Source organism: Altererythrobacter sp. H2, from assembly GCF_035319885.1.
Taxonomy (GTDB): domain Bacteria; phylum Pseudomonadota; class Alphaproteobacteria; order Sphingomonadales; family Sphingomonadaceae; genus 34-65-8.
Map to the genome: position 1 here is coordinate 3,020,494 of NZ_CP141285.1, position 12,263 is coordinate 3,032,756.

12 protein-coding genes and 1 tRNA gene are annotated in these 12,263 nt (G+C 65.7%); 5 read left to right on the forward strand and 8 right to left on the reverse strand.

The genetic code is table 11. The features are described 5' to 3' along the window. Positions 1–60: 60 nt before the first annotated feature. Together U4960_RS15005 and U4960_RS15010 are read right to left on the reverse strand one after the other, a co-directional pair. Positions 61–1,329: a DUF418 domain-containing protein gene (locus U4960_RS15005; protein WP_324261413.1), complete on the reverse strand. Its 1,269-nt coding sequence runs from the start codon at positions 1,327–1,329 to the stop codon at positions 61–63. Between the two features lie 65 nt (positions 1,330–1,394). Then, positions 1,395–2,552 (reverse strand): SPOR domain-containing protein, encoded by a 1,158-nt coding sequence (locus U4960_RS15010; RefSeq protein ID WP_324261414.1) that lies wholly within the window; start codon positions 2,550–2,552, stop codon positions 1,395–1,397. Between the two features lie 241 nt (positions 2,553–2,793). Here U4960_RS15010 and U4960_RS15015 point away from each other — a divergent pair, with 241 nt between their 5' ends. Genes U4960_RS15015 through U4960_RS15025 form a run of 3 tightly spaced genes read left to right on the forward strand, consistent with a single transcriptional unit; the run spans position 2,794 to position 5,388 of the window. Beyond that, the gene (locus U4960_RS15015; RefSeq protein ID WP_324261415.1) at positions 2,794–3,510 is read left to right on the forward strand and encodes a ParA family protein; all 717 of its coding nucleotides are present in this window, start codon (positions 2,794–2,796) and stop codon (positions 3,508–3,510) included. Positions 3,511–3,521: 11 nt separating this feature from the next. Then, positions 3,522–3,998 carry a hypothetical protein gene (locus U4960_RS15020; RefSeq protein WP_324261416.1) on the forward strand — a complete coding sequence of 159 codons (477 nt, stop codon included), beginning with the start codon at positions 3,522–3,524 and terminating at the stop codon, positions 3,996–3,998. A gap of 28 nt (positions 3,999–4,026) precedes the next feature. Further along, positions 4,027–5,388 carry an SPOR domain-containing protein gene (locus U4960_RS15025; protein ID WP_324261417.1) on the forward strand — a complete coding sequence of 454 codons (1,362 nt, stop codon included), beginning with the start codon at positions 4,027–4,029 and terminating at the stop codon, positions 5,386–5,388. Positions 5,389–5,460: 72 nt separating this feature from the next. Here U4960_RS15025 and U4960_RS15030 read toward each other — a convergent pair whose 3' ends face one another. Then, positions 5,461–6,690, reverse strand: a complete 1,230-nt coding sequence (locus U4960_RS15030) for a dihydroorotase (protein WP_324261418.1) — start codon at positions 6,688–6,690, stop codon at positions 5,461–5,463. Continuing rightward, complete coding sequence (locus U4960_RS15035; protein ID WP_324261419.1) at positions 6,687–7,733, reverse strand: aspartate carbamoyltransferase catalytic subunit; 1,047 nt, start codon at positions 7,731–7,733, stop codon at positions 6,687–6,689. Before U4960_RS15035 ends, U4960_RS15030 begins: the two co-directional genes overlap by 4 nt. A 108-nt stretch (positions 7,734–7,841) precedes the next feature. On the opposite strand from U4960_RS15035, the gene sppA reads away from it, so the two are divergent. Together sppA and U4960_RS15045 are read left to right on the forward strand one after the other, a co-directional pair. After that, positions 7,842–9,728 carry a signal peptide peptidase SppA gene (gene sppA, locus U4960_RS15040; protein WP_324261420.1) on the forward strand — a complete coding sequence of 629 codons (1,887 nt, stop codon included), beginning with the start codon at positions 7,842–7,844 and terminating at the stop codon, positions 9,726–9,728. A gap of 79 nt (positions 9,729–9,807) precedes the next feature. Beyond that, positions 9,808–9,882 (forward strand) — tRNA-Val (locus tag U4960_RS15045). A 69-nt stretch (positions 9,883–9,951) separates the two neighbouring features. On the opposite strand, the gene U4960_RS15050 is transcribed toward U4960_RS15045, so the two are convergent. From U4960_RS15050 to U4960_RS15065, 4 genes are all read right to left on the reverse strand, one after another. Further along, positions 9,952–10,725, reverse strand: a complete 774-nt coding sequence (locus U4960_RS15050) for an SDR family NAD(P)-dependent oxidoreductase (RefSeq protein ID WP_324261421.1) — start codon at positions 10,723–10,725, stop codon at positions 9,952–9,954. A gap of 112 nt (positions 10,726–10,837) precedes the next feature. After that, entirely contained in the window at positions 10,838–11,170 is a 333-nt protein-coding gene (locus tag U4960_RS15055) for a DUF6481 family protein (protein ID WP_324261422.1), read from the reverse strand. 183 nt (positions 11,171–11,353) lie between these two features. Further along, a complete protein-coding gene (locus U4960_RS15060; protein WP_324261423.1) occupies positions 11,354–11,575 on the reverse strand; it encodes a hypothetical protein in 222 nt (73 codons plus the stop codon). A gap of 58 nt (positions 11,576–11,633) precedes the next feature. Continuing rightward, complete coding sequence (locus U4960_RS15065) at positions 11,634–12,263, reverse strand: TetR/AcrR family transcriptional regulator (RefSeq protein WP_324261424.1); 630 nt, start codon at positions 12,261–12,263, stop codon at positions 11,634–11,636.

The following is a 12,263-nucleotide window of genomic DNA, read 5'->3' on the forward strand; positions in this document are numbered from 1 at the left end:
ATTCGCAGTAACCAGACTATGCGAATTACTCGCAATAGCAAGCGGAAATCGTGGACCTCGTCATCGCCGCATCGGAAACAGCTTGCCGTAGGTCAGGCAGCGCCAGAGCCAGTCAAGCGGGCCATAGCGGAACCGCTCCAGCCACGGCTTCGACCACGCCAGCATCAGCGCGCAGGTGAGCGCCACCACAACGTAGAGCCCCACCCGGTCAAGTTTCCCGAACAGGCCAAGCGCCCAGCCATGAAACACGAACATCATCACGATCGAAGTGCCGAGATAATTGGTGAAGGCCGCCCGTCCCGCAGCCGTTACCCGCTGGCCGAGCCAGCCGGTGGCAGTCGGTGCCCAGACGGTCAGCAGTGCCGCCATGCCCACCACCATCATCAGCCTGGGAACGGGGCTGATCCCGACGAAGGCTGCCAGAGTGCCGTAGTAGGAATAGCCGATGCCCTTGACCCAGAGCCCGATCAGCAGGTGAAGCCCACCGCCCAGGAGCAGGCCCGCCCAACCCCACACCAGCATGCGGCGACGGTCCAGCTGCCCGCTGAAAAACCCGATGCGGAACAACCCCACCCCCAGCAGCATGAGAGGAAAGGTCTCGAACCCGAACAGCAGGAGATTGGTCAGTTGTTCGTCGCCATGCGCTGCGAACCGGTGCGCGGTAAGGCCGGCGTAGTCTCCGGCGACGGTCAGGTCGGTATCAGTCTGGTCCTCGGTCAGGATGCTCTCCTGCTCGGCCAGCAGGCCGCTGCGCATTTCGCTGTAGTCGGGCTGCTTGCCGAAATCGGTTTCAGCAATGAAATGCAGCGGAGCCAGCATGGCCGCGTAAAGCAGAGCCCCGACAAGATAGCCGAGCACGCCGACCACCAGTTGCGTCCTGGCGGACCAGCCGAGGCACAGCAGCACCCCGAGGCCGAGCAGAGCGTAGTAAGTCAGGATGTCGCCGCGCCAGATGAAGAAGAAGTGGAACATCCCAAACAGCAACAGCCAGAACAGCCGCCGCGCCTGCAGCCAGCGAGAGGCCCCGCGCGCCCAGGCCTTCTCCATGAAGAGGTACATACCTGCCCCGAACAGCAGGGTGAACAGGCCGCGCATCTTGCCATCGATCAGCACAAACTGCGCAATCCATAACCAGTTCGATGACTCACCGTGATCAGTAAGGAAAGCGGCGGGGTACATGTAGGCGGAAAATGGCTGCCCGAATGCGACAATGTTCGCCGCCAGAATGCCCATCACCGCTATGCCGCGGGTGAAATCAAGCGATCCGATCCGGCCTGTGCCCGCCACCGGTGCAACGGCACCCTCCGAAACCGCTTGCCCCTGCTCCATCCCGTCGCTCCCTCAGTGCCCCAAGGAGGTGCTTTAGCAGAATAATACGGCCGGGAAAGGCGGTTTCAGCGCGTTACCAGGCAATCCTGGCCAGACCGCTTGAGGCTGTTGCAGGCCGACTGCGCCTCACCCTGACTGGCAAACCCGCCGGCCAGAAGCTTGGTCACGTTGCCAGCCGGCACGAGCAGCCTCTCCCTTCCGGCGATTGCCGGGTTGGCGGAGAGCCGGCTCCACAGACGTTCCGCATTGCCCTTGACCCCGAAAGCACCGAGCTGGACCTTCCAGGGCCCGCCCGTGGCAGACCGCGCCGCAGCGGGTGCCGGAACGACAGCAGGCGCAGGGGCGGGCCGCGAGGGCGCGGAAGCCGCACCGGCGACGCGCGGCAGAGTTGCCAGCACGGTGACTGGCGCAGAGCCGCGAGGAATGAAGTCCGCCCCCGCACTTTCCGGACTCTCGGTGCCGGTCACCCGCTCCGCCTCGGCAACCGCCGCCTGCGCTGCAGCGACCGAAGGCGCGACGCCGACCGAGGCAATTCTTCGCGGAATCTGCGAGGCGCCGCGCGGCGCTATAACCGGGGGAGGCGGAGCGGCGTCGCTCGCTTCCCTGCCCATGGCAAGATCCACCGCGGCCAGCTGCTGGCCGCGCCGAACATCCGATTCCTGCTTTATCTGCCCCGCCAGAACCTGCGCTTCCTGCCGCTGGGTGAGGGGGATGAAGGTGTCCATCTGCTGCAGTGCAGGCGCGGCCTGCGGAAGCTCGGCACTGTTAGCCAGTGTCAGCAGGGCATAGGCCCTGACCCAGTCCTTCTCCACCATGTCGCCATTGAAGTGGGCAATGCCGAGAAGGTACTGCGCGCGCGGATCCCCGCGTTCGGCAGCGGCGGTAATGTAGGGCATGGCCTCTGCCTGCCGGCCATCCTGAAACAGCAGCAAGCCATAGTTGTCGGCGGCCTTGATATGGCCCTGCGCCGCCGCCTTGGCGTAGAACACCTCAGCCTGCTTCGCATTGGCTTCGACCCCGCGGCCAAGACGATAGGCCTGCGCCATGTTGAACTGCGCATCGGGATCGCCCTGCGCCGCCGGACCCTGCCATTCCCGCACGGCCGCCGCGTAATCGCCCTGAGCCCAGGCATCGACGCCGCGCTTGACATCGGCGAGCGCCGGGGCCGCCACGGCCATCAGGCCGCCACCGGCAAGCAGCAACAAGGTTTTTCGGATCGACATACCGGTCATTTCGCCCCTTCGAACACGGTCGAGTAGGAGCCTGTCATAGTGAATGCCCCGTTAGCAAAAGGTTTCTTGTGACCGGTCTTCCCGATCCGGCACACAACCGCAGCACAATTTACCCGCAGGCCTGGCCCGCATGGCTCGATGTTAACCCTAAATTAGGGGTATCCTGCGATCCCATCGCTCGATCCCGCATTTTACGCGGGAAAGCACGGCAGCTTTTAACGGGGGACCAGCCTTGCGGGTACTGGCTTTGGCATCGCAGAAGGGCGGCTCGGGAAAGACCACTCTTTCCGGGCATCTCGCAGTTCAGGCGCAGCGCGCCGGTGCGGGGCCTGTTGTCCTGATCGACATCGATCCGCAAGGATCGCTGGCCGACTGGTGGAACGAGCGCGAGGCGGAATATCCCGCCTTCGCCCAGACCACCGTGGCCCGGCTTGCCAGCGACCTTCAGGTCCTGCGCCAGCAGGGCTTCAAGCTGGCAGTCATCGACACCCCCCCGGCCATCACTATGGCAATCCAGTCAGTCATCGGTGTTGCGGAACTGATCGTGGTGCCCACCCGCCCGAGCCCGCATGACCTGCGCGCCGTGGGTGCCACCGTCGATCTTTGCGAACGGGCCGGTAAGCCGCTGGTGTTCGTGGTCAATGCCGCGACACCCAAGGCCAAGATTACCTCCGAAGCCGCTGTCGCGCTCAGCCAGCACGGCACGGTTGCGCCGATCACGCTTCACCACCGGACGGATTTTGCCGCCTCGATGATCGATGGCCGCACCGTGATGGAAGTCGATCCTGACGGGCGCAGCGCTGCCGAAGTGGCCGCCCTGTGGAAGTACATCAACGACCGGCTGGAAAAGAACTTCCGCCGCACGGTGTTTGCGGCTCCCAATACGGTATCGCAGATGCCCGGCGCGCAGCGCCCGATGGGCGGCTTCGGTCGCCGGGTCGCCCAGTAGGGGACCGGGCCATGGCCGAGCCGACTTTCGCCTCTCTCAATCCCTCGCTTCTGGCGCGCAAGGGCGGCGCCAAGCCTGCCATGCGCCCGCAGCACGGCCTGGTGAACACCCCTGCGCCATCGCCCGACCATCTCGAGGACCTCGGCTGGAACGACATGGGCGGCTCCGAGCCCACGGTGTCGGCTTCACCGGCACAGGACGTGTCGAACGTGGTCAACCTGACGCCGCAAGACAATGAAGTTCATCGCCAGCAGCACGAGATCGCCGAACGGGTGGCACGGCCAGCGCGCAAGCGCAAACCGGCCCTCGAACGGGGCAAGCGGGCAGCGTTCACTTTGCGGCTCGATGCCGAGCGCCACCTCAAGCTGCGGCTGGCCTGCACGATCCGTAACCGCAGCGCGCAGCAGATCGTAACCGACGCACTCGACCGCCTGCTCGGCGATATGCCCGACGTGGCCTCGCTCGCTGCGCACGTGAACAAGAATTGACCGGACTGATTTCCAGGGGGAAGATACGATGACCCGTACGGCCGCAAGCACCCGCATGATCGCCCTGGTGGCATCGACCGCGCTCGCCTCGCTCGCGCTGGGCGGTTGCGCAACCAATGCTGCCCCGCGCGCCGACCTTTCGGCCAGCAAGGCCCAGCAGGCCTTGCAGAAGGGCCGCGGCGACCAGGCCGTGACTCATGCCGAAGCCGCTGTGCTGGCAGAGCCCCAGAACGCCGGTTATCGCGCGATGCTGGGCGCTGCCTATATGGAAGCCGGCCGCTTCCAGTCCGCGGCGACCAGTTTTCAGGACGCGCTGACGCTGGGCGACAGCTCGCCCAAGACCGCCCTCAGCCTGTCGCTGGCGCAGATCGCAGGCGGCAACAACCGCGCGGCGGTCAGCACGCTGGAACAGTGGCAGGATTCAATCGATGCGGCAGACCTCGGCCTCGCCTTTGCGCTCGCCGGAGAGGCCCGGCGCGGGGTGGAAGTGCTCGGCTCGCAGCTCCGCGCAGGCAACAACACGCCCAAGGTTCGCCAGAACCTGGCCTACTCCTACGCCCTCATGGGTGACTGGCGCGCTGCCCGGCTGATGGCCGCGGAAGACGTTCCCGCAGACCAGCTTGATGCCCGGCTGAGCGAATGGGCAGCCGTTGCCACCCCGGAAGACCATCACCGGCGCGTTGCGACGCTGCTCTCGGTCCCGGTGGTGGGCGACAGCGGGCAGCCGGCTGCACTTGCCCTCAACAACAACCCCGGCACCACCGGCCTCGCCATGGAAGCCGTGCGCGAGCTGCCCGGCAGCGGAGAGCTCCCCCCTGTTGGTACCCCGGCCCTGGCCGAAGCATCCGCCCCAACGGGCTACCCCATGGCAGTGCCCGCTGCGCCTGTAGCCAGCGATTTCCGCACCGCTTTTGCCGAACCGGAAAAAGTGGCAGCCCCGGCGCCGGTCCAGTCGGCTTACGAAACGCGCCCGGTGGTCCAGCCTGCCGCGCCGACGACCACCGGCACACCGCGTCGCAGCGGGCGCAGCGCCCTCGCTACCGCACCTGTAACCGAGCAGACCCGCAGCAGTGCATCTGCCCCGGTCACGGCGCAGGCGGGGACGCACCTGATCCAGCTCGGATCCTTCTCCAGCGAAGCCAGCGCCAAGCGTGCCTGGGGCATCTACGCCAAGCGGTATCCGCAACTGTCCGCGCATGACATGGTCATCACCAAGGCCGTGGTGCGGGGCAAGAGTTACTGGCGCGTCTCTGCGGCCGGTTTCGAGCGCGCCAGTGCCGGATCGATGTGTTCGACCGTCAAGCGCAGCGGCGAAGGCTGCATCACCTGGGCAGCCAACAAACCGCTTCCCGGTGCTGTCGACAGCGGTGTCCGCATGGCCGCGCGCTAACGCATAGTCTTCCGCGACATTCCAGCGAGTGGAATCGCACCTTCACCCCTCCCGGCAACGGGAGGGGTTTTCTTATCCGATCGCCACACCGCCCTTGTAGAGCGCGAGCACGCGCCCTTGCGCAGGCTGCCCGTCGAACGGCGTATTCCCGGCGGTCGCGGCCATCCGGGCACTGCTCACGATCCACGGCTTTTCCGGATCGACCAGCGCGATATCCGCTTCGTATCCGGCCCGCAGCACACCGGCTTCGACCCCCAGCAGTCGGGCAGGGGTGGCAGCCAGCAGTTCGAACGCCCTGACCAGGTCGATCACGCCGTCGCGCACCAGAGTGAGGGTCATCGCCAACAGCGTTTCCGCCCCCGCCATGCCCGGCTCCGCATCGACGAACGGCAGTCGCTTGTCCTCCGGCCCGCGCGGGTCGTGGCCTGAGGCGATCACGTCGATCGTACCGTCGCCGATGGCCTCGACCACTGCTTTGCGGTCCTCGTCGGTGCGCAGTGGCGGGGAGAGCCGCGCAAAAGTGCGGAATCCGACCAGGGCGAGGTCCGACAGCATGAAATGGGCAGGCGTTACCCCGCAGGTCACCGCCACGCCGCGCCCTTTGGCAGAACGGACAAGGTCGAGCGCCGCCCGCGTCGTGACCTGCCGCAAATGCAGCCGCGCACCGCTCATCTCCGCCAGGGCGAGATCGCGCGCCACCGCCAGCGCCTCTGCCTCTGCCGGCGCGCTGGGCAGGCCGAGGCGGGTCGCCATCTCCCCTGCGGTAGCCACGCCTTCGCCGGCCAGGCCGCCATCCTCTGCATGGGCCACCACCACCAGATCAAGCATTGCGGCATATTGCATCAGCCGCAGCATGACGCCGGTATCGGCCACCCAGCGGCGGCCGGTGGCCACTCCGCGTGCGCCAGCTTCCTTCATCAGCGCAAGTTCGGCCAGTTCGCTCCCGGCCAGCCCCCGCGTTGCTGCGGACAGCGGGTGGACCCACAGGTCCGGCTTGCCGCTCTTGGCGATGTACGACACCCGGCTCGGCAGGTCGAGCACAGGCGACTGATCGGGCATCAGCGCAGCCCGGGTAATCCCGCCAAAATGGAAGGCCGGCTTGTCGACTGCAAACACTCCGAAATCGACCAGACCGGGGACGACCAGCGCCCCCTTGGCATCGATCACAGAATCGCCGTCTTGCGCAGCAAGATCAGCCAGCGCGGAAATCCGCCCGGCTTCGAGCCGGATCGCCCCGTTCTGCACCCCTAGCGGCGTTACCAGCCGGGCGTTGCGGATCGTCAGCGGGGTCGGCATGGTCATGCCCATTGCCCTCCATGACCCGGTTCGCTGGCCCAACCGGGCACTCCGCGTGCGGGGCGGGTGAGCACGTCGAGGCATGCCATGCGAATGGCGACGCCCATCTCGACCTGACGCGTGATGATCGACCGGTCGAGCATGTCAGCGACATCGCTGTCGATCTCCACCCCGCGGTTCATTGGCCCCGGATGCATGACCAGCGCATCGGGCGCATGGCGTTCCAGCCGCTTGCGGGTGAGCCCGTAAAGGTGATGATACTCGCGCGCCGAAGCGATGAACTGCCCACTCATCCGCTCGGTCTGGAGCCGCAGCATCATGGCAACGTCCGTGCCTTTCAGCGCGGCATCAAAATCGTGGAACACCTCTGCACCCATCGCCTCGACTCCGGCAGGCATCAGCGCAGGCGGGGCGCAGACCCGGACCGAAGCGCCGAGCGCGGTCAGGCACAGGATGTTCGAGCGCGCGACCCGGCTGTGGAGAATATCGCCGCAGATGGTCACCACCAGCCCGGTGAAATCTTCCGCACCCTCGCCCCGTTCCTCCAGTGCCTCGCGCAGGGCCAGGGCGTCGAGCAGGGCTTGGGTCGGATGCTCGTGCTGCCCGTCTCCGGCGTTGAGCACCGGGCAATCGACCTTGCCCGCAATCAGGTCCACCGCGCCGCTGGAACCGTGGCGGATCACAATTGCATCGGCGTGCATGGCGTTGAGCGTGATCGCGGTGTCGATCAGCGTCTCGCCCTTCTTCACGCTCGACTGCGCGGCGTGCATGTTGACCACATCGGCGCCAAGCCGCTTGCCGGCGATCTCGAAACTGAGCAGCGTGCGGGTCGAATTCTCGAAGAAGGCATTGATCACCGTCAGCCCGGCCAGCGCATCACAATGCTTGTTCGGCTGCCGGTTGAGTTCGACCCATTGCTCGGCCTCTGCCAGCAGGAACAGGATTTCGTGCCGTTCAAGGTGAGCGATACCCAGCAGGTCACGGTGCGGAAAGGCGTGGCGCCCCGCCGGAAAGCGGCTCGCCTTGCTTGAGGGTTCCGTCGAAGTCATTAAAGCGAAGCCCCTAGTCGAGCGCGGTTGGCTGCTCAAGCTGTTTCCGGTGGCGCATTGGCCACACGCTCCCTACTTAGGCAACCTATCGGACAGGAGCATCATGAAATGGGTTTCGCAGGCAAGGTATGGCGGCTGCTGGTCGGCATCAAGGACGGGCTGAGCCTGATCTTCCTGCTGTTGTTCTTCATGCTGCTTTACACGATTCTGACTGCCCGGCCCAGCCCATCCCAGGTGCGCGAGGGCGCTTTGCTGATGCAGCTCGACGGCGTCATCGTCGAGGAGCAGACCCCGATCGATCCGTTCGCGGCGCTGCTCAGCGGCGCGGCACCGGTTACCGAATACCCCGCGCGCGAGCTGGTCCGCGCCATTGATGCAGCGGCGGAAGATGACCGGATCAAGGCGATCGTGCTCGACCTGACCAACTTCACGGGCGGCGGGCAGGTGCACTTGCAGGAAGTCGGCGAGGCGCTGGAAAAGGCGCGCAAGGCAAAGAAACCGGTGCTCACCTACGCCGTCGGCTACAGCGATGACGGAATGCTGCTGGCGGCCCACGCCAGCGAAGTCTGGCTCGATCCGCTGGGCGGGGCGATCATCGCCGGCCCGGGTGGCTCGCGCCTGTATTACGGCGAACTGCTGGAAAAACTGAACGTTAACGCACGGGTCTACAAGGTCGGCACCTACAAGAGCGCAGTCGAGCCCTATTCGCGCGGCGACATGTCGCCCGAAGCGCGGGAGAACTACGAATCGCTGTATGGCGCGCTATGGGCAGAATGGCAGGCGCGGGTGAAGAAGGCCCGGCCCAAGCTCCAGCTTGATGCCGTAACTCAGCGTCCGGTTGAATGGATCCAGGCCAATAGCGGCGATCTCGGCTCGGCTGCGCTCAAGGCCGGCCTGGTCGACAAGCTCGGCAGCAAGGTGGACTTCGGCGAGCGGGTCAAGAAACTGGCTGGTGAGGACACCTGGGACAAGAGCCCGGGTGCCTATGCCTACAGTGAACTCGATGCCTGGCTGGCCGACAAGGAACCGGTTGATGAAGGCAAGCCGATCGGGGTGGTGACCATCGCCGGTGAAATCGTCGACGGCGAGGCCGGGCCGGGCACCGCCGGGGGCGACCGCATCGCCGCTCTGCTGGACGAGGCCCTGGAAGAAGACTTAGCCGGGCTTGTGGTGCGGGTGGATTCCCCGGGCGGCTCAGTGCTGGCCTCGGAAGAAATCCGCCGCGCCATCCTGCGCCACAAGGCGAAGGATATCCCCATCGCGGTGTCGATGGCCAATGTCGCGGCCAGTGGCGGTTACTGGGTGGCGACCCCTGCTGACCGGATTTTTGCAGAGCCGGAAACGATCACCGGATCGATCGGCATTTTCGCCGTGATCCCCACCTTCGAGGACGCTGCCCGCGATTACGGGATCAATGCAGACGGGGTGCGGACTACGCCGCTATCCGGCCAGCCAGACCTGATTGACGGCTTCTCGCCCGAAGTCGATGCAATCCTGCAAGCTGCCATCGAGGATGGCTACAACGACTTCCTCACCCGGGTCGCCCAGTCGCGCAAGATGACGGTCGCGCAGGTCGATGCGGTCGGGCAGGGCCGCGTCTGGGACGGCGGCACCGCCCGCCAGATCGGCCTGGTGGACCAATACGGCGGCATGGACGACGCGCTCGAGTGGGTCGCCAAGCAGGCCAAGCTCGGCGAAGGCGAATGGCATGCAAAGTGGCTGGGCGACGATGCCATGCCCTATGACACACTCATCCAGCAGCTGGTGATGGGCGATCAGGCCACTGCGCCGCGTGGCGGCGGCGACCTGTTCGGCATGGTGGCGCAGAACCAGCAGATGCTGGTGGGCCAGGCCATGCACGATGCCGAGCGGCTGATGGGTGTCCGCGGAATGCAGGTCTACTGCCTCGAATGCCCTGCTTCGGCGCGGGTTCAGGCGGATTACCCCGCGTCAGGCACCTGGTTGGGCCGCCTCGCGGCGGCGCTGCTCAGGTAACGGAAGCGTCTTGCCAAGCGGCCCGGTGCATGGCAATGGCGCCCCCCTGCTGTCGAGGTAGCCAACCGGCCACCCGCGCGGGCGCGTAGCTCAGTGGTAGAGCACACCCTTCACACGGGTGGGGTCGCAGGTTCAATCCCTGCCGCGCCCACCATGGCCTGAGCCGCGCCAGGCTGGATTGCAATGGCCGCTGCAGTTCAGCCCGCCAGTGGCGGTGAACCGCCTATCGACCACCCGTGACATACAGGCACTGGCCGGTGACCCAACTGGCGGCAGGCGACGCCATGTAGACCACGGCCGCCGCGATATCTTCCGGATCGCCGTAGCGGCCGAGCGGAATTCCGATCATTTCGAGCAGCCGGGTGCGCTTTTCTTCGGTATCTGTGCCCATGCACTCGTCGAAATTCTCGGTCGGGACCGGCCCGGGCGCGATGGCATTGACGCGAATGTTCGGCGCCAGCTCCACGGCGAGCGTATTGGTCAGGCTGTTCACGGCCGCTTTGGCCGCGCCGTAGGGTCCATTCTTGACCTGAGGGCCGTAGGCTGAGCGGGAGGAGATATTGACGATCGATCCGCCGCCCTCGCCCATGCGGCGTGCTGCAACGGTTGCCCCCATCCACACCGCCTTGAGGTTGAGCGCGATCTGCGCGTCAAAATTCTCCTCCGGCGTGCGTACGAGATAGCGCGGGGTCCCATCGGGGATGCCACCGGCATTGTTTACCCAGATTGTCAGCTTGCCCAGCTGTGTGACAGCCTGCTGGGCGAGGTGTTCAAGCGCGGCAAGGTCCGTCGCGTCCGTGACGACAGGCAGTGCGCGGCGGCCCAGTGCGCGGATCTCTGCCGCCACTGCATCAAGGTCCGACCCGGTGCGCGAGGCCAGCGCCACGTCGGCACCAGCCTCAGCGAGACCGATCGCAATTGCCCGACCAATGCCCTTGCCCGCGCCAGTCACGACTGCAACTTCACCATCAAGCCGGAAGCGGTCCAGAATGCCCATCGTAATCCTCCCGATCCGCTTTGCCTGCGGTTCCGGAACAGCTTACGTCCGGCAAGGCCGGGCAACACTGGCGCTTAAGCTAGGGTCGGGCCTGAGGGTCGGGCCGCCCTGTTCAGGACTTGCGCTTCTTGCGGGCGGCGTAGCGAGCGTCGCGCGCGGCCTTTTTCTCGGCCTCGGTGAGCACGGGCGGCTTGGCGGCCTCGGCGGCCCGCTTTTCTTCAGCGCGGCGAGCGTGCTCTTCGAGCAGCGCCTGCTCCTTCGCTGCCCGCGTGGCTTCGCGCTTGGCTGCTTCCCTGGCTTCCCGTTCCTGCTGACGGGCAGCGCGGGCGGCGATTTCGGCTTCGTCGAGCTTGGGCGCGGCCTTGAGCCGTTCGAGCGCAGCTTTCTTGGCGTCAGCCGCCCTCGCGGTCCGGTCCTGAAAGCCTGGCTCCTTGTAGCCCTTCATTGCTCGTTACTCCTGCTTTTTCTGTGTGGGTGCCCGATCATGGACAGGCTGTGGCGCCTCATACCGGTCCGTGACGCTGTGGGAACCACAAAACGACGGGTCGGCCACCCGAAGATGCCGACCCGTTCATCGCTGAGGCTACATAGTCAAGGCAGTCGGCAGGATCCTTTACCCTGCCACAGTTCAGCGCGCGGTGGAATTGACGCCGTTTCGCAGCTCGCGCTTTTCCATGTGGCGCTTAAGGAAATAGCCGCCAGCGGTCAGTGCCACGAGCGTGGGCAGGCTGGCACGTCTGGCCAGGGTTGCAGCACCTGCACCCAGCAGCGCGCCACCCGTACCGCCAATGGCGCTGGTGTTCTTGGCAAGCTGTGAACCAGCGAAGGCGCCGAGTATCTTTCCGATCATTCCAATTTCTCCTTCGTCTGGAAAGCAGAACGGAAAGGGCGCCGGATTGTTCCCTTCATCACCCCCGCCCAAGGCCGCGCGCGACGAGATCGTTGCCGACCGCTGCGATGCTGTCAGCATCCCACTCTCCGTTGCCCCAGATGGCATAGCGCAGGCCGAGGAACACGTTCATGCCCATGAGTGCCCAGGCATGGGCCTCGTGGATATCGGGCCGCAGTTCCCCGCTTGCGGCACCATCAATCAGCCGCTGGTGAATGCGGACGGCAATGGTTTCATAATGCGTGCGGTAGCTGGCCGGATCGACGAATTCCGCTTCGTCGATGATGCGGTAGATTTCCTTGTGCTCGGCAGCAAAGCGCAGGAACGCCGCCAGGGCGGCCCGCTCTATCTCCAGTGCACCCATCGGCTCTACCAAGGCCTCGCGCGCGGCCCGCTTGACCGCATCGCTCATGTCGCTGACGAGCGCGCGAAAGATCGCGTCCTTGCTGTCGAAGTAGGTGTAGAAACTGCCCAGGGCCACGCCGGCCCGCCGGGTGATGCCACTGACCGAGGCTTCATGAAATCCCCGCTCGCCGAACTCGATGGCGGCTGCATCAAGCAGCTTGCGCAAGGTGCGCCGCCCCCGTTCGGTCCGCGGGACTTTCGACTGGTCCACCCCGATCTCTGCCACTGAAACTCCCCGCTCCAT

Coding starts and splice junctions, on each gene's coding strand:
- U4960_RS15005 (WP_324261413.1), bottom strand. CDS start 1,329: ATGGAGCAGGGGCAAGCGGTTTCGGAGGGTGCCGTTGCACCGGTGGCG.
- U4960_RS15010 (WP_324261414.1), bottom strand. CDS start 2,552: ATGTCGATCCGAAAAACCTTGTTGCTGCTTGCCGGTGGCGGCCTGATG.
- U4960_RS15020 (WP_324261416.1), top strand. CDS start 3,522: ATGGCCGAGCCGACTTTCGCCTCTCTCAATCCCTCGCTTCTGGCGCGC.
- U4960_RS15025 (WP_324261417.1), top strand. CDS start 4,027: ATGACCCGTACGGCCGCAAGCACCCGCATGATCGCCCTGGTGGCATCG.
- U4960_RS15030 (WP_324261418.1), bottom strand. CDS start 6,690: ATGACCATGCCGACCCCGCTGACGATCCGCAACGCCCGGCTGGTAACG.
- U4960_RS15035 (WP_324261419.1), bottom strand. CDS start 7,733: ATGACTTCGACGGAACCCTCAAGCAAGGCGAGCCGCTTTCCGGCGGGG.
- sppA (WP_324261420.1), top strand. CDS start 7,842: ATGGGTTTCGCAGGCAAGGTATGGCGGCTGCTGGTCGGCATCAAGGAC.
- U4960_RS15050 (WP_324261421.1), bottom strand. CDS start 10,725: ATGGGCATTCTGGACCGCTTCCGGCTTGATGGTGAAGTTGCAGTCGTG.
- U4960_RS15055 (WP_324261422.1), bottom strand. CDS start 11,170: ATGAAGGGCTACAAGGAGCCAGGCTTTCAGGACCGGACCGCGAGGGCG.
- U4960_RS15060 (WP_324261423.1), bottom strand. CDS start 11,575: ATGATCGGAAAGATACTCGGCGCCTTCGCTGGTTCACAGCTTGCCAAG.
- U4960_RS15065 (WP_324261424.1), bottom strand. CDS start 12,263: ATGGAGCGGGGAGTTTCAGTGGCAGAGATCGGGGTGGACCAGTCGAAA.